Genomic DNA, 21,528 nt, shown 5'->3' on the forward strand with positions numbered 1-21,528 from the left:
CTAAAAAGAAAAGGCCGTTGGCCGACCCATTCATTTTAGAAAAATTCTTTAACTTTATCAAATATACTTTTCTCAGATTGTCCAGGATTTGGCTTGAAGTTTTCAGAATCTCGCAGTGACTCGAGCTTTTCCCTTTCCTCTTTACTTACTTCTTTAGGTGTCCAAACATTGATATGAATCAATTGGTCTCCTTTACCATAACCATTTAGTTCTTTTATCCCTTTTCCTTTTAATCTCAGGATTTTCCCTGACTGGGTTCCCGGTTCAATTTTTATTTTAACTTTACCATCGATTGTTGGCACCTCCAAGGATGATCCAAGAGCAACATCTACAAAACTAAGGTAAAGGTCATAGACAACATTGTTTCCATCCCTTACCAATTCTTCATCCTCAATCTCTTCAATAAGGATCAATAAATCCCCCGGAATACCGCCGGGCACTTCATTACCTTTACTGGATAAGCTAAGCTGCATGCCTTCAGAAACACCGGCAGGAATGTTGATAGGTATGATTTCCTCTTTCACTACCAACCCATTGGCATTGGCATTTGGAGGTCTTTTATCTACAACCTGTCCACTGCCTTCACAGGTAGGGCAAGCACTTGCAGAGACCATCTGTCCAAGCATGGTATTGACAACTTTCTTAATTTGACCTTGACCTTGGCATGTAGAGCATGTTTTGAAAGTTACTCCATCAGCAATCATGTGACGTTTTACTTTGATCTTTTTCTCTACCCCATTAGCAAGTTCTCTAAGGTTAAGTTTCAACTTTACCCTAAGGTTTGTTCCTTTTTTGGTACGTCGGGAACTACGTCCTCCACCGCCAAAAAAGGAATCAAATCCGCCACCACCACCGAAGATGTCTCCAAATTGAGAAAAGATGTCATCCATATTCATGCCGCCACCGCCATAGCCGGCATTTCCTCCTACACCTTGATGACCATATTGATCGTACCGTCTTCTTTTTTCCGGATTACTTAATATTTCATAAGCCTCTGCTCCCTCCTTAAACTTATCTTCAGCTGTAGGATCACCGGGGTTTTTATCCGGATGAAATTTGATGGCCAGTTTTCTATATGCCTTTTTTATTTCTTCTTGGCTTGCATCTTTCGCCACTCCAAGAACTTCGTAATAATCTCTTTTAGCCATAAGTTTTTAGTTTCCTATTACCACTTTTGCAAATCGGACCACCTTATCTGAAAGCATGTATCCTTTCTCAACTACATCTACAATTTTCCCTTTCAAATCCTCTGAAGGAGCGGGAATTTGAGTAATTGCTTCATGATATTCTGCGTCAAATTCTTTACCTATTAAATCTTCCATCGGCAACAAACCTTTGGATTCAAGAATTTTTCCTAATTTATTATAAATTAGCTTGCTTCCCTCTTGGTCATTGCCCTCTACCTTAAAAGACCTTTCAAAGTCATCCATTACAGGAAGAATTTCTTGGATCAGGTTTATGGAAGCTGTACTAATCATGTCCAGCTTTTCCTTTGCAGTTCTCCTTCGATAATTTTCAAATTCAGAATACAACCTGACATATTTGTCTTTCAGCTCCTGGTTTTCTTTTGCCATACTGTCTGACTCCGCTTCGTCTTCCACTTTCTCTTCTATATCTTCTTGCGCGGATTCTTTGTTCAGATCTTCTTCATTTTTAAGGTTTTCGCTTATATCTGCCTGATCTAAGCCTTGTTCCTTTTCTTCATTCACATTATCTGTCATTATTCAATTCTTTTATCTTCAATCAATCTCCTTTAAACAATTAACTTGCCATTTTCAATTAATATGACATTCTGACACATTTACTGCAATGCACTCCAAATCAAATCTTTAAGTGCAGGCAACTGAAAACCCGTCACGGAAGAAAAATAAAGATGAGGTACATCTTTAGGTATTTCAGGTTTTAAAGCTTCCATAAGCTCTTCATCCAACAAATCTGCTTTGGAAATGGCCAAAATCCGTTTTTTATCCAGGAGCTCTGGATTGTATCTTTTGATTTCGTCCAATAAAATGGCGTATTGCTCACCAATATGGTCGGCATCTGCCGGTACTAAAAACAAGAGTATGGAATTCCGCTCAATATGCCGTAAAAACCTAAGGCCTAAACCCTTTCCTTTAGCGGCACCTTCAATAATCCCGGGTATATCTGCCATGACAAAAGACTTACCATCTCTATAGTCCACTACACCTAAATTCGGGATCAATGTGGTAAAGGCGTAATCAGCAATTTCAGGTTTTGCTGCAGACACGCTGGCCAACAAAGTTGATTTACCTGCATTTGGGAAGCCCACCAACCCTACATCAGCCAATAATTTGAGTTCCAGAATGATCCATTCCTCTATACCTTCCCCTCCAGGCTGGGCATAATGGGGAGCTTGATTGGTCGAGGTCTTAAAGTGGTCATTACCTTGCCCTCCTCTACCTCCGGGAGTCAAAACAAACTCTTGACCATCTTCAGTAATTTCACACCTGAGCTCACCTGTCTCTGCCTCACGTGCTACAGTACCAATGGGCACTTCTAAAATAACGTCTTTCCCATCAGCACCTTTTCTTCTTCCTCCTTCACCATTATTCCCCCTGTCTGCGATGACATGTTTTTTATATTTCAGATGCAATAGGGTCCACAACTGGGCATTTCCTCTTAGAATAATATGGCCTCCTCTGCCACCATCCCCCCCATCAGGACCGCCTTTGGGCACATGTTTTTCTCGTCTGAAATGAACTGACCCATTTCCTCCTGCTCCCGACCGGGAACAGAATTTTACGTAATCAATAAAATTGGATCCTGCCACTGCTTTCCTTGTTTAATTAGTACTTCTATTTATTCTTCTCTTACCAAGGTTTGGGTGAAAAGAAAATGGCCAAGCTTAAAAGCTCAGCCATAAAATTATCATGCAAAGATAGTGATTAATACTTATCAACAACAGCACAAATCTTTTCAAAGATTTCTTCGATGGCACCAACACCATGAATTTTGGACAATTTCCCTTGCTTTTGGTAATAATTCGCAACCGGCAAAGTCTCCTGATTGTAAACTTTAATCCTATTGTTAATCTTTTCTTCGTCTTGATCGTCCACCCTTCCGGAAGTTTTCCCTCTTTCCATCAATCTGTTTTTCAACTCTTCCTCAGGAACCTCCAAAGCTATCATTCCTGAAATAGCCGTCCCTTTTTTGGTCAACAAGGCATCAAGTGCTTCAGCCTGTGCAACAGTCCTAGGAAAACCATCAAAAATCACCCCATTGGCATCCAAAGAATGGTTGATCTTGTCTTCTACCATACCAATTACAACTTCGTCCGGAACAAGATTTCCTTCGTCCATGTATTTGCGGGCCAACTTCCCTAGCTCAGTACCTTCACCCAAATGCTTTCTGAATAAATCCCCGGTGGATATGTGTTCAATATTGTATTTTTCTATCAACTTTTCACTTTGGGTCCCTTTACCTGCTCCAGGAGGGCCAAACAAAACGATATTTAACATAAGTGTAATTTTAATATAAATAGAGTATTAATTTTTATCAACTATTTGGTATAAATCTCTCAAGTTTCTCCCCAGACCTTCAAAATCCAAGCCATACCCTACCACAAATAAGTCGGGAATTTCAAAACCTACATACTTAATATCAATAGGCTTTTTTAGGGCTTCCGGTTTGGTCAGTAGGCTGACTATCTCAACACTTTTAGGTTTTTGGGCATTGATTGTTTCAAGAAGATGCCACATACTATTACCTGTATCCACAATATCTTCTACTATAATGACATCTTTTCCCTGAAGCGATTCCTCCAAGCCTATCATATCCCTAACTTTCCCATCAGATTTTATACCGGTATAGGAGGCAATTTTAATAAAGCTCACTTTAACATCGACAGAAACTTCTTTGCAAATATCAGACATAAACATAAAACTACCGTTTAAAACGGCTAAAAAAATGGGATTTTTTCCTCGATAATCATGATTTATAGCATTGGCAAGTTCTTTTACCCTTTTTAATAGGACGGCTTCTTTTAGATATTGCTCAAAAACCAGGTTTTTTAATTGAATCATTTTAACCGGATGTGTGTGTGTGCGCGTGTGGCCTTAAATTATTTGTATACAATAATAGGGTGATAAATAAAGAATATAATTCAAATCATTACAAATATTGTAATAAATATTGGTACAATTTAATCATACTTTCCAAATCTGACAAAGTCACCTTCTCAACCGGACTGTGGGGATTTTCCTCTGGAAGTCCGATAAAACACCAATCTATTGGATAAGGACTCATTTGAATTTCCCTTCCATCGCTTCCCCCATAAGCTTCAACCTCAAGTTGAAAAGGGATATTCGATGCACGCGCCATTTCAATAATTTTATCGACAAATTTCTTACGAGGAATAAAACTATCTCTCATGGAAATGACTACCCCTTCATTAAAATGGACCCCATCAGTAATCCAAGTCACATCCGCTATAAGGGCTTGCTTAATTTTCCAATGATCATAAATAAATTTAACAAGAAAAGGAACAGATCCACCCCCATGCTCTTCATACGTACTGAATACAAGCACTCCATTTTCTATTGTTTCACACAATTGAAGTAAGGTATATACCCCCAACCTATTGTCTAAAAAGGCACCTTCCAGATAACCGTTTTCCATCTTGACATGCTGTTCAAAGGAAAGTAAAGTTCCTGTTTGAATTTTTCTCGGGAAATCATGATACAAATTTCCATCAATTTCCTTAACCCTACACCTAATGGGCCCGGCCTCATCCTGCCCAACCAGCCATACACCATCCGATACTTCCGGACCACCAATGGGCACAAGTTGGTTTTCATATCTGGCCGTAAAACCAACCGTATCCATGTGGGCAAATACAGCAGTTCTAGGCGCTCCAAAAACAAGAACTATATTGTCTTGAAATTCTTCACCGAAATAAATTTTTGGTGCAACTTTCCAATTGTCTTTACGTTCTAAAATATGGTTTAAGATAAATGCAGATATATTTGCTTCATCACCTGACACACTTTCTAAATGAAGAATTTCTTTTAATAAATTTGTGAATGGCATAGTTTATGTTAAATATTTTTATAAATTTCGGGATCAAATTAGTTTTTATTGAAACAATTGACATAGATGTTTAAAGTTCCCGTAAATTAATATACATTTGTATCATAAACCGAGTAAAAATCTAATAGCAATCAAAATCAATTAAAACACTGAATGTTGTAAAAAATTTTTTATCATGAAAAAAATAATACTATCAACACTAATGGTTGGTGCTTTAGCTGTAGGTGCTAATGCTCAAGACGACTTCAACAAATGGTCTGTAGAGGTTAATGGAGGGTTCAATAAACCAATGGCTCCAATTACGCCAGGTTATTACTCACCTACCCTTAACTTAGGACATGCCGACCTTGGAGTCAGGTATATGTTTAACGAAAAATTTGGAACCAAATTAGATTTTGGTATCGGTAGCTTTAAAAATGCTAGCGACACTCCTGATTTTTCAACAAATTATTACCGTCTAAACCTACAAGGAGTTGCAAATCTTGGAAGAATCCTGAACTGGGAAACCTTTTCACAAACTTTCAATCTTTTGGGCCACTTTGGCGGTGGAATCAGCCAGCTAACTCCTCAAGAAAATGAATTTGCAGACGTAAAGGACAGCCAGTACAATGTCAGTACAGGTATGACCCTGCAAGTTAAACTAAGTGACAGAGTTGCCCTAAATGGTGACATCACTAATTTTGTTGCAGGACGTCAATCAGTAGCTTTCGACGGAGCTTCTGATATTTCAGCTGCTGATGATGGATATTACGGAATGAATTCTGTATGGTGGACCGGTACTTTAGGTCTTACTTTCTATCTAGGTAGTAACGACACTCACGCTGATTGGTATATCAGAGAAAACAAGTATGCTACTAAGGATGAATTGGCTACTCAGATCGGTGAGATCAAAGACATGCTAAAAGATTCTGATGGTGATGGCGTTCCTGATTATTTGGACAAAGAGCCTAACACTCCAGCCGGAGCAAGGGTAAATTCCGCAGGTACTACTATGGATTCTGATGGTGATGGTCTTCCTGACCACTTAGACAAATGTCCTTTCGTTCCAGGTCCAGCTTCTCTTGAAGGATGTGCTCCTGAAGACACTGAAGAAGTTGATTACCTTGCTAAAGCTATCAATGATCAGTATGTAAATGTATATTTTGCATTCGATAGCTCTAAACCACTTGGATATTCTGCTTCTTCTGCTAATTATGTAGCAAACTTCATGAAGAGAAACCCAGGTGTTCAGGTTGAAATCAAAGGTTATGCTGATGAGTTAGGTCCTGAGAACTATAACATGAAGCTTTCTGAAAAAAGAGCTAAATCTGTTTATGATTTGCTAGTAGCTACAGGAGTAGATGCATCTAGACTTTCTTATAAAGGTTACGGTGAAGACACAAGCGTAGACAAATCTTCTACAGATGCTAGACAAATGGCTAGAAGAGTAAGTTTTGAGATCCAATAATAGGATTCATAAATAATATTTAAAACCCGATCTTAAAAGATCGGGTTTTTTTGTTTTACTTTGTCCTATCATGTTTATTCTAAACCAAAACAATTCAATTGCAAACCAGTTTTTGGCCGAGCTTCGTGACATCCACATTCAGAAGGATCGATTACGGTTCAGGAAAAACCTGGAAAGAGTAGGTGAAATATTAGCCTATGAGGTTTCTAAAGCGCTTCCTTATACGCCAAGCTCCATAACTAGCCCTCTGGCAAAAGTAGAAACACCTTTACTAAAAGAACAGCCTGTAATTATTGCCGTTTTGAGAGCTGCTGTTCCATTTTATCAAGGAGTTTTAAATTTTTTCGATCAGGCTGATAGTGGTTTTATTGGTGCCTATCGGAAGGAAAGTGATGATAATGTAGAAATTTCCTTGAATTACCTTGCGGCACCGAATCTTACTGGAAAGACTGTGCTCATAGTTGACCCAATGCTTGCCACGGGGAAATCCTTTATAAAAAGTATTGATGCGATTAAAGGGCATGGTAAGCCAAAACAAATTGAAATTCTTAGCGCCTTTGCAGCTCCTGAAGGAATAAAACATATCAAGGAAAACCTAGACCTTCCTCATCGATTTTGGATAGGGGCATTAGATGAAAAATTAAACCAACAATCCTACATCGTCCCCGGTTTAGGGGATGCTGGAGACCTCGCATTTGGTCCTAAAATTTAATATTATTTAAACATGAGCTACTTAATACTGGCAATAGGTTTCCTAATCCTATTATTGGGAGGGAAATTTCTTGTTGATGGCGCTTCAGCTATTGCTGCTAGATTGGGGCTTAGCCCCGGGTTAATAGGTCTTACAATTGTTGCCTTTGGAACTTCTGCTCCTGAGCTATTGGTAAGTGTGACTGCCTCGCTTAAAGGCTCTAGTGACATTACAGTAGGAAATGTGATCGGCAGCAATATTTCGAATATTAGTCTTGTATTGGGTATTAGCGCTATAATATTCCCCATATATATTCAAAAATCCACGCTGAAATTAGATTATCCTTTTACTTTAATTAGTTCAGTATTATTTTATATGATGGCCTTCAACGGGGTCATTTCCCTATATGAAGGTGTAATTTTATTTTCTTGTTTTATCGCCCTCAATTGGTATTTTTTCAAAACAATTGAAAGAGTAGAATTTACTGAAGAAGAAGCCGCTTTGATGAAAAAACAATCTCCCTGGCTGGCAATCTTACAATTGATTGGGGGAGCTGCAGGTCTTTATTTTGGCTCAGAGTTGGTTGTAGGTAATGCATCTCTAATCGCAAGAAACTTTGGGGTGAGTGAGCGAATAATTGGGGTCACAATCATCGCCATAGGTACTAGTTTACCTGAACTAGTTACCTCAGTTTTAGCTGCTTTAAAAAAAGAAACTGAAATGGCTTTAGGGAATATTTTAGGGAGTAACATTATGAATGTATTCTCTATTATAGGCATTACAGCACTTATCAAACCAATAGATGTAGCCACAGAATTTATTTTTACAGACTTTGTGTGGATGCTGGGATTTACTATCCTTCTCCTTCCCATCATGCGAATCAATTATATTATCACCAGAATAAAAGGAGCTGTTTTACTCTCTGGATACCTATTGTATATTTATATCCTTATTTCATGAGTGAATACTTGATTACATTTGCAGGTATATACTTTCTCTGCTTATTTAAATTTATTGCCGGCCCATTATTAGGGGCTGCGGCAGGTTATGGTTTGATAGAAATTATACTGGTCACAGTTTCGGGTATGATGACTTCAGTATTTCTATTTACATTTCTGGGGGAATGGTTTAAAAAAAACTGGACTATCATCATCAAAAAAAAATCTAAAAAATTTTCTAAACGAACAAGGAATACCATCAAAGTATGGAAGAAATTTGGTATTTGGGGTATCGCTTTATTAACGCCTCTTATTTTAACACCAATTGGCGGTACTGTGGTACTGACATCCTTTGGGGTAGCCAAGAAGAAAATATTATTCTCGATGTTAATTAGTGCCCTATTATGGTCATTTATTTTTGGCTTAAGCATTGAAGAATTATTAAAAATCCCTTTATTAAGAGAGCTTTGGACATAAAAAAAGGGGTTAAAATCAACCCCTTTTTTTAGCTTTTCGGCAATGTTTAATTGACAGAAAGCACTTCTGCTTTAAATAAAATAGGGGTAAACGGCCTTACCAAATCAATTTGTTCACCAAGGCTTACAAGATCCTCTCGGATTACTGATGGAAATATTTGAATGGATTGGTCATAAGCTTTAAAAGAGGTAGACAGTATCTCCAACTTCTGATCGGGATAAACATCAATCAATCCATCGTTCAAAAATTCTAGGCCGGAATTCCCTATAGATACAGAGGTCGGCTGATTACTTTCATAGGATTCGTAAACAGGGTCATCTGCCCCAAGTTCAAACAATTCGAAGTCTACAGAAACTGTACTTCCAAGCTGAGATTCGGTTTTGGAATCATCACCTTCAGTTATTGTACGCACATATACACCTTCTTCAACTTCCTCAAAACCTTCTAGTTGTTCCGTAGCAATATAATCAGCAATCATTGCTTCTTCTCGCTCCTTAAGTTCTTCCTCCGTGTATTTGGCAGCATACTTTAATTTTATAATTAAATTGGAGGAGGATAAAATCAATGTTTCATAGCTATAATTACCAAAGGCGAGGTAAGAAGGAGAATAGACGGTCATTTCTTCTCCTACCTTAGCCAAACCGGAAGCATAAGTAATGGCTATAGGCCACAATCCATCCTGACTATATCTAAATATTTTAGGTTCCAGGCTTTCATCTAAGTGAGAATCTATCAATTGACCATCTAGACTTTTGATTTCATAATAAACCCCAATATAATCATCACTTACAAACTGGTCTCCCTCAGGTACTTCAACCGTTTTTGTATAATAATATCCTGATTGAGTTTTTGTGGCATCAATATTATTTGAATTAATATAATTCTCCAAGGCAAGGTCATCTCTTTGCATGTCCAACTCAATATCTGTTGGCGAATCATCAAGGCAGGATGTCACTAATATAACTAGACCTAATAGCCAAGTAAATTTGTTCTTTAAAATCATGGTAATCAATTAATTTTTGGTTTGTTATTTATTTTTAAAATTGAAATTCATTCGCAGGTTAACTCCACCAATTGAGAATTGCTGATTGGCAAAGGTAAGGTTCCCAAGCGGTAATTTATAAAAGGGTTCAAAGGAGACATAAAAGCCCTTATTTAACTTGTACTCATAACCGAAGGAAAGGTTTAAAAGGCCTGCAACATCGGCATTGCTTTGACCACTTTCAGGGGTATATACATTACTAAAGCTTTGAACAGAGGGAGCATATTCCAAGGCTCCACTGACACTATTTGCATTGAACAAAGATTGCGCTTGATAGGACTCAACTGTATTCTGATCTAAATATACCATACTCGACAAACCTGTGATAAAATACATGCCTGTTTGTTCTTTATCATAGAATTTATATTTTAAGTTTATTGGGATATCTAAAGAGGCAAAATTAAGCCTATATTCAGTTTCAATTATATTACTGCTCATTTTTTGATAATCTCCATCCGGCGCAGCAAGCATCTCTCTCATACCTTGGTTTGCTTGTGCCCCCATGCGCTGATTTGCATAGGCCAAACCTATATCTAATTTTAACTTCTTAGTCAATGAAATCTCAGACATTATTCCCGCTCCCAGATTCATTCCTGACACTGGATTGGAATTGGCTTGAGGACTTACCATTAGCCCTAGTTTTAAGGTCTTTTCAGAAGACGCTACTTCTATAGACTGCTCTTCTGAACCCGGTGATTTCCATTGATCCACCAATGATTGGGCTTCTGCGACAGACATTGCCTTATGGTCCCCTAAATCCAATCCGGCATTGTTTTGAAGGGTATCAAAACTTGCTACTATTGCAGACTGAAATTCATCCCAAGTCAAAGAAAAATCTTCTAAAATGAAGGGAATCAAGCTTTCCTCCTGATTTGGAACTATTGGAACTATTGGAACTTGCCCCCTATTAATATCAATATTTTGTTCAGTTTTTAGATTAGAGGTCTTTGATTTATACGGATCAATATGTTCTTGCTCCGTATTATCTTGGGCACTTGATACAATATTATTGCCCAACTCAATATTCTGTTCTTCTTTTCTGAAAGAAGGTAACTTTTCATTTACAACTGCATCAGTAATGGATTTTACCTTTTGCCCAATTTCTTTTTGTTTTGGAAAATATAAGAAAAAGAACAATAAACTAGCCGCAACTCCGGCAGTCACAAATGGCCAATAGATCATCCAAGCCGGTTTCTTAGGCTTAAAATAAGCATCTGAAAACTTATCCCACTGTTTGGGATCATATGGCTCCTCATGATTGCTGAAGGAGGCTTCTATTTTCTCCGCTAGTTTCTTATCGAACTGCTCCTTCATTTTTTATACAATTAAGTGCAATAATTTTGTCTCTTAACCTCTCCTTAGCCCTTGCCAAATAGGTGCGACAGGTGCTAGATGGAATGCCTAACTTTTCGCTAATTTCTGCATGCCTATACCCTTCTATTTCGTACATATTGAAAATAACTCTCAGAATATCAGGTAATTCGCTAAGACAATTTAAAATTTCTTCTTTCGAAAGCTCATCTATGATATCAGGATTATAAGTTTCAGCATGCGCTTTTTCTATATCCGTGATCCCTTGATGTTTTAAATTCTTCCGGTAGTAATCCACGGAAGTATTAATGATTATCCGTCGAAACCAAGACTTAAAAGAATTGTCTAAACTAAACTGGTCCAACTTATCAAAGGCTTTCATGTAACTATCATTTACAATTTCGCAGGCCTCCTCCCGATTCCCGGAATACCTTAGAGCAATACTCATAGCATAGCCATAAAAGTGCCTATAAAGCCTTTCTAACGATTTTTTATCTCGCTTCTGTGCTTCTTGTATGAGATCCTTCTCCAAAAGCCTATTTTTTATTGGGTATATTTTTAACCTATACGGACAGTACTTAGAAAACGCTACAGCAACTGTAATATTTTCCTGTTATTTTTAATATTTACACAAATCAGGACTTTTGATAACTCAATAAAAACACAGTTATAAAGCTATCATACAGCCTCTTACTCATTGTTCAAAGAAAAGAAAAAGAGGAATAAAAAAATTATGAATTGCCTCTTTCTTTTCCATGAATTTTATTGACCAATAGGATTTATTTTAGAAAAAGGTTTTATTGCTTAATACTATTCAACCCAACTCGTACATTAACACGACATAATTTGCTGCTTTTGCATGATAAACTTAATCTGACTATTTTTAGTACCTGATAAATAACAATAAATGTAAATTTAGCGTTTAAATTGTTAATCGCTTATAACTAAAGAAATGAAATATTTCCTATTGTTTACTTTCCTTTTCGCCTCCTGCTTCAGTTTAAAGGCGCAGGAAGAAGAATCCGGCAACTATGACTATGACAAAGAGGTGCTCTTTGGCATCAATAAAAACACCAATGGCGGATTGATTGGAGGTGTAAGTTTTAAAATTGGTTCCAGAATAAATGACAACCTGTTCCAATTTTTTAATTTAGAACTGGCCAATGTCAAAAACCCTAAAGAAGTGAGGTACCCAACTGCTTTGGGCAACACCTATATTTTTGGCAAGTCAAATTACCTCTATGCTATTCGACCTCAATATGGTCGAGAAATAATTGCTTTTAAGAAAGCTCCTCATCAAGGGGTCCAAATTTCATTTTTAGCAGCCATTGGACCAACCATTGGTTTACTTGCTCCATATTATATAGAGTATTATATTAATCGGACGGAAACTGTGCGAGAACCTTATGATCCGGAAGTCCATCAAAGTAAATTTGATATACTTGGTCCTGGCCGACTTTTTGAAGGAATCGGAGAATCTGAAATTGCTTTTGGTGGAAATGCCAAAGCAGCCATCAATTTCGAATTTGGTTTTTTAAAGTCAAATGTAACAGGTCTGGAACTTGGCTACCAATTAGAAGGTTTTACCAAAGAGATTCCCTTAATGCCTACCACCGAAAACAGACAAATATTCCAATCGGCGTTTGTCACCCTCTACTATGGATTTAGAAGATAGAGAGTTCGGCATTCATTTGGGTTAACTCAAATTTAATGACTAATTTTGAACGGATTTAACAACCCGATATGATAGAATTACCTGTAATTTCTGAAGAACAAACCAAAAGAAAAAAGCCCAATTGGTTAAGGGTTAAATTACCTGTGGGTAAAGAATATGCCCATGTTCGCAAATTAGTAGATGAGCACAAACTACACACCATTTGCGAAAGTGGAAATTGCCCAAATATGGGTGAATGCTGGGGAGCAGGAACTGCAACCTTTATGATTCTAGGCAATGTTTGTACAAGGTCATGCTCTTTTTGTGCGGTAGCCACAGGCAGGCCGCCGGAATATGATGAAGACGAACCCAGAAGAGTTGCTGAAGCCATAACATTGATGCAAGTCAAACATGCTGTAATCACTTCAGTAAATAGAGATGAACTGAAAGACAAAGGTGCAGATATTTGGTACAGGACAGTAGCCGAAACCAAGAAAAGTTCCCCAGAAACCACCATCGAAACCTTAATCCCTGATGTAAAGAGTAATTGGGACGCATTGTACCGAATGATAAGTGCAGGGCAAGAAGTGGTATCACACAATGTAGAGACGGTTGAAAGACTCTACAGAAGGGTTAGGCCTCAGGCCAAATACCACCGGTCACTTGAGCAAATAAAACTTACCAAGGAGTTTGGTAAAAGGACTAAAACAGGCATTATGCTAGGCTTAGGTGAAAAGCAAGATGAGGTGCATAAGGCCATGGATGATTTAGCTGAAAATGGCTGCGACATATTAACGCTCGGCCAATATTTACAGCCCACCAAAATGCATATTGAGGTTGCTGAATTTATTCATCCGGATCAATTTGATGCTTACCGAGAAGAAGGGCTAAAAAGAGGCTTAAAATATGTGGAATCAGGCCCACTGGTGAGGTCTTCTTACCATGCAGAGCGTCATGTGAACGTATAAATTAACTATACCTTATCAGTCTAGTTCCAGTAAATATTCTTTATTTACGGAAAGACAAAAGAATAAGTAACTGTAAAGCAAACACTTACTCCAAGACAAAATTCCAGCACCCTGGTCAACTTTATAATAGAATACCGGGGTGCTATGATTTTTTTAAGGAAGGAAAGGATAATGGCTAATTTTTTGTACCTTATGCCTGTCTATACCTTAGCAATATAACGGGATTTTAAACGTGCATTAAAATGACTTTTACCAAAACATTACTAATAGTAATAATCGCTACAGTTTTTTTCAACTGTTCTTCTAAGACAGTAGGTGGGCTAACAAAAGAGGAGTACAAATCCTGGAAACAACAGAAAAAAGAAATGAGTCCTGAAGCATTTAAAGCTTTGGTCGAAGAAAAAAACACTCTATCTCAAGAGAATTTTAATCTTTTGGAAAAAATCTCCTATATCGAGCAACAAATCAGTAGAAAAGAAAATGAGATTGACAGGCTCTCCCGACAGGTCATAAGCTTAAGTACTGAACAAAACCAAGAATCGAACGAAAACAGAAACCCTCTCGAGGATGAGTGGAATAAGGGTCTTGTTTTCAAAGTCCAATTGGCTGCATTTGATGAGCTCGACTTAAGGGAGCTTACCGAGAATGGCAGTGACTTAAAAATAATCGATGAAGACGGGTATATCAAATATATTTTGGGTCAATTTAGAGATTACGACATGGCAGATCTATTCAAGAAAAAACTGAGGAAAATTGGGGTTAAAGAAGCCTGGATTGTTCCTTACAAAGATGGAAATAGAATCGCCCTTAAAGAGGTTCTTTCTGAAGTCATTGAATAATTGGTAATGTTCTCAATGCATGGACATTAAGTAAAACGTACAATTTATATTAAAATTATTAAGGTGTTTTTTTAGTTGAATCGCCTGTTTGTTTTGTAATTTACGCGCCATGGACTATAGATGGAAACATAAAGACAAGGCAAATTCCGAATTAGTAGAACACCTCAGCAATGAAATAAACGTAAACCCAACACTAGCCAATGTGCTGGTGAACCGCGGCATTTCTGACTTTCAACAAGCTAAGGATTTCTTCCGACCTGACTTAGATAAACTACATGACCCCTACCTCATGAAAGACATGGATGTGGCCGTTCAAAGGTTACATCAAGCGATTGAGAAAAGTGAAAACATACTGGTTTATGGAGATTACGATGTAGATGGAACCACATCTGTGGCACTTTTTTACGGATTTATTCGATCGTTTTATCCAAATGTAGCTTTTTATATTCCTGACAGATACAAAGAGGGCTATGGTATTTCTGAGAAAGGGGTTCGTTATGCAGCAGAAAATAATTTTAGCTTGGTAGTTTCTCTTGATTGTGGAATCAAAGCCTTAGATAAAATTGACTTGGCCAATGAATTGGGTGTAGATTTCATTATTTGTGACCACCATACACCGGGGGAAACCCTGCCCCAAGCCATCGCCGTTTTAGACCCTAAAAGAAAAGACTGCCCCTACCCTTTTAAAGAATTAAGCGGCTGTGGAGTAGGCTTTAAACTCATTCAAGCTTTTTCTCAATTTACAGGAAGAAATCAAAACAATCTCTACGCTTTCTTAGACTTGCTGGTGATCAGTATTGCATCAGACATTGTACCCATTTCAGGAGAAAATAGAATATTGGCCTACTTTGGTCTGGAAAGACTGAACAACAATCCCAGACCTGGAATAAAAGCGCTTATTCTAAAAGGTAAATTAGAAAAAGATATTAACATTACAGATATTGTTTTTAAAATTGGCCCAAGGATTAATGCCTCAGGGAGGCTGGAACATGCCAAAGCCTCAGTAGAACTCCTTATTTCAAAGGACCTGGACGAGGCTGTTCGACGTGCAGAACTCGTAGAGGATGTTAATGCAGCACGGAAAAATTTCGATGAAAACATCACCAGGGAAGCCTTGGAAATGATAGAAGCCAAGGAAATGGACGGAGAGTTTAGGAGCACCGTGTTATTCAAAGAAGACTGGCACAAAGGCGTCATCGGCATAGTGGCTTCTCGTTGCATAGAAAAATATTATCGACCAACCATCATACTTACAGAGTCCAACAATAAAGCCACAGGCAGTGCTCGATCCGTATTTGATTTCAATATTTATGAAGCCATAGAAGAGTGCAGCGACCTGCTAGAACAGTTTGGAGGACATAAATATGCGGCCGGCCTCACCCTATCCGTAGAGAATGTACCCGCATTTCAAGAGAAGTTTGAATCAGTAGTAAGCAATAGGGTAAGTGAAATCCATATGAAACCCATTTTGGAGATTGATGATGAATTAATCCTGGATCAAATCAACTATAGATTTTACAATATTCTTAAACAGATGACTCCCTTTGGACCGGGAAACCCCGAACCTGTATTCTGCGCCAACCAGGTTTTTGCAGAAAACGTACGTGTGCTAAAAGACAAACATCTACGTTTTGACATTATTCAAGATGGACAGAGCACCAAACCTGTATGCATCGGGTTTGGTTTTGCAGATTATTACGACTTATTAAATAGTAAAATGCGATTTAATATCGCCTTTGAAATAAGAGAAAACACATTCAGAAACACCAGTAGTTTGCAACTTTACGTAAAGGATATCAAATTTGATTAAACATGATATTAAAGGCAGAGCACCTTGTTAAAATATACAAGAAAAAGAAGGTAGTAAACGATATTTCCGTGGAAGTAGGACAAGGAGAAATCGTAGGGCTTCTAGGGCCAAATGGAGCAGGAAAAACCACCTCGTTTTATATGATAGTGGGATTGGTACAACCCAACGGAGGAACCGTATACCTGGACAACCAAGACATTACTCCTTTACCTATGTACAAAAGGGCAAAGTTAGGCATTGGGTATCTTGCTCAAGAAGCCTCTGTATTCAGAAAACTAACTGTAGAGGAAAACATCATGGCTGTTTTGGAAATGAGTAATATCCCCAAGAAAGCACAAAAGGAAAAAGTTGAAGAGTTATTAGAAGAGTTTAGCCTTACCCATGTTAGAAAGAACTTGGGCATGGTGCTCTCCGGAGGGGAAAGAAGGCGCACAGAGATTGCCAGAGCACTATCTGTAGATCCTAATTTTGTATTGCTCGATGAGCCATTTGCCGGAGTGGATCCAATTGCTGTAGAAGAAATCCAGAGCATCGTAGCCAAATTAAAAAATAAAAATATCGGTATACTCATTACTGATCACAATGTAAATGAAACCTTATCCATTACAGACCGTGCTTACTTAATGTTTGAAGGCAAACTCCTGAAGGCAGGAACAGCTGAAGAACTGGCAGCCGATGAGCAGGTAAGGAAAGTTTACCTGGGAAAGAATTTCGAGCTGAAAAGAAAAATATAAAAACGGACCAAACCTCCACCATGGAATTGATCAATACTTTTATGACCTGGATCCTAAAAAACCGCATAGGCCAGATCGAAAAATTCAAAAACAATCCACTTGAAACCCAAAGAGAGATCTTATTCAAGTTGATTCATACGGCAAAACATACGGAGTTTGGCAAGAGATACAATTTTGGGAAAATTTCTGCTTATGAAGACTATAATGCATGGGTGCCTGTTCATGATTATGAAACCATAAAGCCCTATATTGAGCAAACCATGAAAGGCCAGCAAAATGTATTATGGCCTACCCCAATTCATTGGTTCTCAAAATCTTCGGGCACAACATCTTCCAGGAGTAAATTCATCCCGGTCTCTCCTGAAAGTCTGGAAGACTGCCATTTTAAAGGAGGAAAAGACATGCTTTCCCTCTATATTAACAATTATCCTGAAACCAAACTATTCACCGGAAAGAGCCTTACCATTGGAGGAAGTTTGCAGACAAACAACCTTGATTTTAATGAAAATAGTTTTTCAGGAGATATTTCAGCTGTAATCACAAGAAATCTACCCGTATGGGCCCAAATGGCCAGAACACCAAGTTTAGAGGTGGCTTTGATGAGTGAGTGGGAGGAGAAAATTGAAAAAATGGTAGAGGAGACCTTGAAAGAAAATGTCACCAGCCTTACAGGTGTTCCCACCTGGACCTTAGTCCTGCTCAAAAAAGTACTTGAAAAAACCAATAGTAAAAACATCTTGGAGGTATGGCCTAATCTGGAAGTATTCTTTCACGGCGCAGTAGCCTTTGGCCCATATAAAAGCATTTTTGAAAGCTTAATTCCGAGCCCAAATATGCATTATATGGAGACCTACAATGCTTCAGAAGGCTTTTTCGGCATCAAAGATCAAAAAGACTCTGACGAATTATTGCTTATGCTGGATTATGGTATTTTTTATGAGTTCATCCCAATGGAAGAGATTGAAAGCGAGCATCCGGAGATTATCCCTTTGGATAAAGTAAAAAAAGATAAAAACTATGCATTGTTGATTTCAACCAATGCCGGATTGTGGAGATACAAAATTGGAGACACTGTAAAATTCACTTCAATAAACCCCTACAGAATAAAGATTTCCGGAAGGACCAAACATTTTATCAATGCCTTTGGGGAGGAGCTGATTGTAGAAAATGCAGAGAAGGCCATGGAAATCACCTGTAATGCCACCGGAGCAACCATTAGTAACTTTACCGCCGCCCCGGTCTATTTTGACAGCAATCACGAACAAGGCACACACGAATGGATTATTGAATTTGTCAATTTCCCCAATAACAAGACAGAATTCCTTCAAAGGCTGGATCAGGAATTGCGAAATGTAAATTCAGATTACGATGCGAAGAGGTATAAGGACATGGTATTGAAACTTCCTATCCTCCATTTTGCTTCAGAAGGCTTGTTTACAAAATGGCTTAAATCTAAAGGACGCTTGGGTGGTCAAAATAAAGTTCCAAGGCTTTCTAACAATAGAGAATATATTGAAGAGATATTAAAATTCGTTTAATACGAATCATGAAAAAGACAATCTATGGCTTGATGAAATGCTTTAAAACAAGCATTTCATCAAGCCATTTTCTCCAAAAAAGCGACTGATTTATTGAGTCTTCCCTAGCCCTGATTAACTCTTTTTGGCTCCAAGCAGATAAACCAAAGAAGATTCTAAATTCAGATAAAATAAGCCAAAAAAAACAAATGGTATTCACTTAGGAAAGGTAGAGAGTAACCTATGCAAAACAGCCTATATTTAGCGCATTTGAGGAATTAAAAAAGCAAGAAATATTTATCCACAATTCACATCAGTTATCCACACACACCGATATTAAACATATAACCATTTGTTTTTCAGTATTTTATGAAAATTAAAAAAATTGTGTTTTTGTGGAAAACTTAAAATAAGTATATTTTATCTATTTTAATCTAAGCCTAAAAAGTGGATAACTCTCTGTTCAGAATTTTCTTTCAATTCTAGTATATTATTCCTTATTTTTCGCAGCTTCCCAATAGGCATCCATTTCGTCCAAACTCATGTCAGCCAAAGTTTTTCCTGAAGCTTTGGCAGCATTTTCAAGGTATTGAAACCTATAGATAAACTTTTTATTGGTCTTCTCTAAAGCTTCTTCAGGGTTTACACCAATAAACCGGGAATAGTTAATCAAGGAAAATAAAAGATCCCCAAATTCTTTGGTGGCCTCCTCTTGATTGACAGGCACCTCGTCAGTGGCATCAAAATTCTCTCGGAATTCCGCCATCTCTTCTTCCACCTTTCCCCACACCTGCTGCTTTTCTTCCCAATCAAAGCCTACCCCGCGAGCTTTTTCTTGTATACGCATGGCCTTGATCAAGGCTGGTAATGACCGTGGCACTCCACCGAGCACACTGGTATTTCCTTTTTCTTTAAGTTTTATCTTTTCCCAATTTTGCTTTACTGCCTCTTCATTATCAGCCGCTGTATCTCCATAAATATGAGGATGTCTCCGAATCAACTTTTCATTCAACTGTTCAATCACTTTCCCTATATCAAAGGCATTCTTCTCATCACCTAACCGTGAATAAAATACAATGTGCAACAGAATATCACCTAATTCTTTACTAATCTCTTCCAAATCATTATCTAAGATAGCATCTGAAAGCTCAAATGTCTCTTCAATAGTCAAATGCCTTAAACTCTCAATGGTTTGTTTTCTATCCCAAGGGCATTTTTCACGGAGTTCGTCCATGATGGTCAATAACTTGTCAAAAGCAGCTAACTGCTCTTTCCTTTTTTCCGGATTATTCATAAAAAGGGAGGAAACTTATATTTTGGTATAAACGTTTTGAAAGTATTACGTAAATTTGCAGAAATAAAATTGATATGACAACTGTATATTTAACATTGGCATTCCTGGCATTATTTTTCATTTTAATGTCTGTAAGGTTAATATTCTTAAAAAACGGACAATTTAAAGGCACTTGTGCCTCTCAAAACCCCTACTTAAACAAGGAAGGCGAAACCTGTGGCTACTGTGGTAAAAAAGTAGACGACGGAAGCTCCTGTGGCAATCCTGACAACGAAGTAGACAAGGTCATGGCCAAATTCAAATAAGAACAATCATCCAATACTCATTTTTATAACCTTCCATTAAATTCTTTAAATGGCATTAATTAAATCGATTTCCGGTATTAGAGGAACTATAGGCGGAAAACCAGGAGATGGACTTTCCCCTTTAGACATTGTGAAATTCTCAGCTGCCTATGGGGCCTGGGTTTTAGAAAATTCATCAAATAAAAAAATTGTATTGGGTAGAGATGCCAGAATCTCCGGAGAGATGGTCTCTCAATTGGTGGCAAGCACCCTTCAAGGATTAGGCATTGATGTCATTGATCTGGGCTTGAGCACCACCCCAACTGTGGAGCTTGCCGTTCCTAGAGAAAATGCAGGAGGAGGCATCATTATTACCGCCAGCCACAACCCCATTCAGTGGAATGCACTAAAACTTCTCAATTCACAAGGGGAATTTATTTCAGATAGTGAAGGCAAAGAAGTGCTGGACAAGGCTGAAAAAGCAGATTTCACCTTTGCAGAAGTTAGAAAACTAGGGAATTATACCCAAAGAGAAGATTACCTTGACATTCATATCCAACATGTTTTGGACTTGAAACTGGTGGACCCTGCTGCCATTGCTGCGAGAAAATTCAAGATCGTCATAGATTGTGTCAACTCCACAGGGGGATTGGTTATTCCAAAGTTATTAACAGCTTTAGGTGTAGAGGTGATTGAAAAAATGTATTGCGAACCAAATGGTGACTTCCCTCATAACCCTGAGCCATTACCGGAACACCTTAGAGATATTTCCCTAAAGTTGGAAAATGGTAACTTTGATCTTGGAATTGTAGTTGATCCGGATGTAGATAGGCTGGCCTTTTTAAATGAAGATGGCAGCTTTTTTGGAGAAGAATACACCCTTGTAGCAGTGGCCGACTATGTGCTTTCTCAACAAAAAGGCAATACAGTCTCCAACCTTAGCTCTACTAGAGCATTGAGAGATGTAACTGAACTTAGGGGAGGTGAATACAATGCAGCAGCTGTGGGAGAAGTAAATGTGGTAAATCAAATGAAAGCAACCCATGCAATTATCGGCGGCGAGGGCAATGGTGGAGTCATTTATCCTGAATCCCACTACGGTAGAGATGCCTTGGTAGGAATAGGTTTGTTTCTTACTCACCTGGCCAAATTTGGAAAATCTGCAAGTAGACTGAGGGCCAGTTACCCCGGTTATTTTATTTCAAAAAATAAAATTGAACTTACTCCTTCAATCAATGTGGACAGCATTTTGGAGAAAATTCAGCGCAAATACCAAAAATACCCTATCAACACCATTGATGGAGTAAAAATAGAATTTGACAAAGAATGGGTGCATCTAAGGAAATCAAATACTGAACCTATTATACGAATTTATTCTGAGTCAGGAACTTCAGCTACCGCGGAGCACTTGGCCAATAAAATTATCCTAGATATCAAAGAGATAATTTCAGAGAAATAATCTGAAACTATCCA

Annotated in this window: 22 protein-coding genes; 12 read left to right on the plus strand and 10 right to left on the minus strand. The window is 38.0% G+C overall.

All coding sequences use genetic code 11. From position 1 onward, the window contains the following. Positions 1–35: 35 nt before the first annotated feature. The 6 genes from dnaJ to ACYVHJ_RS13070 all read right to left on the minus strand — a co-directional run bounded on the left by dnaJ (position 36) and on the right by ACYVHJ_RS13070 (position 5,049). Entirely contained in the window at positions 36–1,148 is a 1,113-nt protein-coding gene (gene dnaJ, locus ACYVHJ_RS13045) for a molecular chaperone DnaJ (RefSeq protein ID WP_339902877.1), read from the minus strand. 6 nt (positions 1,149–1,154) lie between these two features. Continuing rightward, entirely contained in the window at positions 1,155–1,721 is a 567-nt protein-coding gene (locus ACYVHJ_RS13050) for a nucleotide exchange factor GrpE (protein WP_460515459.1), read from the minus strand. A gap of 80 nt (positions 1,722–1,801) precedes the next feature. Continuing rightward, complete coding sequence (obgE, locus tag ACYVHJ_RS13055) at positions 1,802–2,791, minus strand: Obg family GTPase (protein ID WP_460515461.1); 990 nt, start codon at positions 2,789–2,791, stop codon at positions 1,802–1,804. A 115-nt stretch (positions 2,792–2,906) separates the two neighbouring features. Further along, positions 2,907–3,479 carry an adenylate kinase gene (locus ACYVHJ_RS13060; protein WP_339902875.1) on the minus strand — a complete coding sequence of 191 codons (573 nt, stop codon included), beginning with the start codon at positions 3,477–3,479 and terminating at the stop codon, positions 2,907–2,909. Between the two features lie 27 nt (positions 3,480–3,506). Then, positions 3,507–4,043, minus strand: a complete 537-nt coding sequence (gene hpt, locus ACYVHJ_RS13065; protein WP_460515464.1) for a phosphoribosyltransferase — start codon at positions 4,041–4,043, stop codon at positions 3,507–3,509. Positions 4,044–4,131: 88 nt separating this feature from the next. After that, positions 4,132–5,049, minus strand: coding sequence for a M20/M25/M40 family metallo-hydrolase (locus ACYVHJ_RS13070; RefSeq protein ID WP_460515466.1), 918 nt, complete (start codon positions 5,047–5,049; stop codon positions 4,132–4,134). A 175-nt stretch (positions 5,050–5,224) separates the two neighbouring features. On the opposite strand from ACYVHJ_RS13070, the gene ACYVHJ_RS13075 reads away from it, so the two are divergent. From ACYVHJ_RS13075 to ACYVHJ_RS13090, 4 genes are all read left to right on the plus strand, one after another. Continuing rightward, positions 5,225–6,496: an OmpA family protein gene (locus ACYVHJ_RS13075; RefSeq protein WP_460515468.1), complete on the plus strand. Its 1,272-nt coding sequence runs from the start codon at positions 5,225–5,227 to the stop codon at positions 6,494–6,496. Positions 6,497–6,566: 70 nt separating this feature from the next. Then, positions 6,567–7,208, plus strand: a complete 642-nt coding sequence (gene upp / locus ACYVHJ_RS13080; protein ID WP_460515470.1) for a uracil phosphoribosyltransferase — start codon at positions 6,567–6,569, stop codon at positions 7,206–7,208. Between the two features lie 12 nt (positions 7,209–7,220). Next, positions 7,221–8,147, plus strand: coding sequence for a calcium/sodium antiporter (locus ACYVHJ_RS13085; protein WP_339902869.1), 927 nt, complete (start codon positions 7,221–7,223; stop codon positions 8,145–8,147). Beyond that, a complete protein-coding gene (locus tag ACYVHJ_RS13090) occupies positions 8,144–8,602 on the plus strand; it encodes a hypothetical protein (protein ID WP_339902868.1) in 459 nt (152 codons plus the stop codon). Before ACYVHJ_RS13085 ends, ACYVHJ_RS13090 begins: the two co-directional genes overlap by 4 nt. 46 nt (positions 8,603–8,648) lie before the next feature. On the opposite strand, the gene ACYVHJ_RS13095 is transcribed toward ACYVHJ_RS13090, so the two are convergent. From ACYVHJ_RS13095 to ACYVHJ_RS13105, 3 genes are read right to left on the minus strand one after another with little or no spacing between them, the layout of a single operon-like run. Beyond that, positions 8,649–9,605 (minus strand): FKBP-type peptidyl-prolyl cis-trans isomerase, encoded by a 957-nt coding sequence (locus tag ACYVHJ_RS13095; protein WP_339902867.1) that lies wholly within the window; start codon positions 9,603–9,605, stop codon positions 8,649–8,651. A gap of 24 nt (positions 9,606–9,629) precedes the next feature. Continuing rightward, complete coding sequence (locus ACYVHJ_RS13100; RefSeq protein ID WP_460515473.1) at positions 9,630–10,958, minus strand: outer membrane beta-barrel protein; 1,329 nt, start codon at positions 10,956–10,958, stop codon at positions 9,630–9,632. Beyond that, positions 10,939–11,487 carry an RNA polymerase sigma factor gene (locus ACYVHJ_RS13105; RefSeq protein WP_460515476.1) on the minus strand — a complete coding sequence of 183 codons (549 nt, stop codon included), beginning with the start codon at positions 11,485–11,487 and terminating at the stop codon, positions 10,939–10,941. Before ACYVHJ_RS13105 ends, ACYVHJ_RS13100 begins: the two co-directional genes overlap by 20 nt. Before the next feature lie 420 nt (positions 11,488–11,907). Here ACYVHJ_RS13105 and ACYVHJ_RS13110 point away from each other — a divergent pair, with 420 nt between their 5' ends. From ACYVHJ_RS13110 to ACYVHJ_RS13135, 6 genes are all read left to right on the plus strand, one after another. After that, a complete protein-coding gene (locus tag ACYVHJ_RS13110; protein ID WP_339902238.1) occupies positions 11,908–12,630 on the plus strand; it encodes a hypothetical protein in 723 nt (240 codons plus the stop codon). Between the two features lie 68 nt (positions 12,631–12,698). Continuing rightward, complete coding sequence (gene lipA, locus ACYVHJ_RS13115) at positions 12,699–13,577, plus strand: lipoyl synthase (RefSeq protein ID WP_303612976.1); 879 nt, start codon at positions 12,699–12,701, stop codon at positions 13,575–13,577. Positions 13,578–13,819: 242 nt separating this feature from the next. After that, the gene (locus ACYVHJ_RS13120) at positions 13,820–14,416 is read left to right on the plus strand and encodes an SPOR domain-containing protein (RefSeq protein ID WP_460515479.1); all 597 of its coding nucleotides are present in this window, start codon (positions 13,820–13,822) and stop codon (positions 14,414–14,416) included. Between the two features lie 109 nt (positions 14,417–14,525). After that, entirely contained in the window at positions 14,526–16,226 is a 1,701-nt protein-coding gene (gene recJ, locus ACYVHJ_RS13125; RefSeq protein ID WP_339902236.1) for a single-stranded-DNA-specific exonuclease RecJ, read from the plus strand. Positions 16,227–16,228: 2 nt separating this feature from the next. Then, entirely contained in the window at positions 16,229–16,960 is a 732-nt protein-coding gene (gene lptB / locus ACYVHJ_RS13130; protein ID WP_460515482.1) for an LPS export ABC transporter ATP-binding protein, read from the plus strand. A gap of 20 nt (positions 16,961–16,980) precedes the next feature. Then, on the plus strand, positions 16,981–18,498 hold the full coding sequence (locus tag ACYVHJ_RS13135) for a GH3 auxin-responsive promoter family protein (protein ID WP_460515484.1): 1,518 nt from the start codon (positions 16,981–16,983) through the stop codon (positions 18,496–18,498). Positions 18,499–18,967: 469 nt separating this feature from the next. On the opposite strand, the gene mazG is transcribed toward ACYVHJ_RS13135, so the two are convergent. Further along, a complete protein-coding gene (gene mazG / locus ACYVHJ_RS13140) occupies positions 18,968–19,771 on the minus strand; it encodes a nucleoside triphosphate pyrophosphohydrolase (protein WP_460515486.1) in 804 nt (267 codons plus the stop codon). Between the two features lie 74 nt (positions 19,772–19,845). Between mazG and ACYVHJ_RS13145 the strand changes: the two genes are divergently transcribed. Next, on the plus strand, positions 19,846–20,076 hold the full coding sequence (locus ACYVHJ_RS13145) for a hypothetical protein (protein WP_014019156.1): 231 nt from the start codon (positions 19,846–19,848) through the stop codon (positions 20,074–20,076). Positions 20,077–20,125: 49 nt separating this feature from the next. After that, a complete protein-coding gene (glmM, locus tag ACYVHJ_RS13150) occupies positions 20,126–21,514 on the plus strand; it encodes a phosphoglucosamine mutase (protein ID WP_339902233.1) in 1,389 nt (462 codons plus the stop codon). Positions 21,515–21,528: the final 14 nt, after the last annotated feature.

Source organism: Cyclobacterium sediminis (assembly GCF_054781075.1).

Excerpts from the sequence above, each read along its gene's own strand:
- hpt (WP_460515464.1), bottom strand. The coding sequence starts at position 4,043 with ATGATTCAATTAAAAAACCTGGTTTTTGAGCAATATCTAAAAGAAGCC.
- mazG (WP_460515486.1), bottom strand. The coding sequence starts at position 19,771 with ATGAATAATCCGGAAAAAAGGAAAGAGCAGTTAGCTGCTTTTGACAAG.
- ACYVHJ_RS13135 (WP_460515484.1), top strand. The coding sequence starts at position 16,981 with ATGGAATTGATCAATACTTTTATGACCTGGATCCTAAAAAACCGCATA.
- ACYVHJ_RS13075 (WP_460515468.1), top strand. The coding sequence starts at position 5,225 with ATGAAAAAAATAATACTATCAACACTAATGGTTGGTGCTTTAGCTGTA.
- ACYVHJ_RS13050 (WP_460515459.1), bottom strand. The coding sequence starts at position 1,721 with ATGACAGATAATGTGAATGAAGAAAAGGAACAAGGCTTAGATCAGGCA.
- ACYVHJ_RS13095 (WP_339902867.1), bottom strand. The coding sequence starts at position 9,605 with ATGATTTTAAAGAACAAATTTACTTGGCTATTAGGTCTAGTTATATTA.
- ACYVHJ_RS13085 (WP_339902869.1), top strand. The coding sequence starts at position 7,221 with ATGAGCTACTTAATACTGGCAATAGGTTTCCTAATCCTATTATTGGGA.
- dnaJ (WP_339902877.1), bottom strand. The coding sequence starts at position 1,148 with ATGGCTAAAAGAGATTATTACGAAGTTCTTGGAGTGGCGAAAGATGCA.
- glmM (WP_339902233.1), top strand. The coding sequence starts at position 20,126 with ATGGCATTAATTAAATCGATTTCCGGTATTAGAGGAACTATAGGCGGA.
- ACYVHJ_RS13110 (WP_339902238.1), top strand. The coding sequence starts at position 11,908 with ATGAAATATTTCCTATTGTTTACTTTCCTTTTCGCCTCCTGCTTCAGT.
- ACYVHJ_RS13100 (WP_460515473.1), bottom strand. The coding sequence starts at position 10,958 with ATGAAGGAGCAGTTCGATAAGAAACTAGCGGAGAAAATAGAAGCCTCC.
- lipA (WP_303612976.1), top strand. The coding sequence starts at position 12,699 with ATGATAGAATTACCTGTAATTTCTGAAGAACAAACCAAAAGAAAAAAG.
- ACYVHJ_RS13060 (WP_339902875.1), bottom strand. The coding sequence starts at position 3,479 with ATGTTAAATATCGTTTTGTTTGGCCCTCCTGGAGCAGGTAAAGGGACC.
- recJ (WP_339902236.1), top strand. The coding sequence starts at position 14,526 with ATGGACTATAGATGGAAACATAAAGACAAGGCAAATTCCGAATTAGTA.
- ACYVHJ_RS13145 (WP_014019156.1), top strand. The coding sequence starts at position 19,846 with ATGACAACTGTATATTTAACATTGGCATTCCTGGCATTATTTTTCATT.
- lptB (WP_460515482.1), top strand. The coding sequence starts at position 16,229 with ATGATATTAAAGGCAGAGCACCTTGTTAAAATATACAAGAAAAAGAAG.
- ACYVHJ_RS13070 (WP_460515466.1), bottom strand. The coding sequence starts at position 5,049 with ATGCCATTCACAAATTTATTAAAAGAAATTCTTCATTTAGAAAGTGTG.
- ACYVHJ_RS13120 (WP_460515479.1), top strand. The coding sequence starts at position 13,820 with ATGACTTTTACCAAAACATTACTAATAGTAATAATCGCTACAGTTTTT.
- ACYVHJ_RS13090 (WP_339902868.1), top strand. The coding sequence starts at position 8,144 with ATGAGTGAATACTTGATTACATTTGCAGGTATATACTTTCTCTGCTTA.
- upp (WP_460515470.1), top strand. The coding sequence starts at position 6,567 with ATGTTTATTCTAAACCAAAACAATTCAATTGCAAACCAGTTTTTGGCC.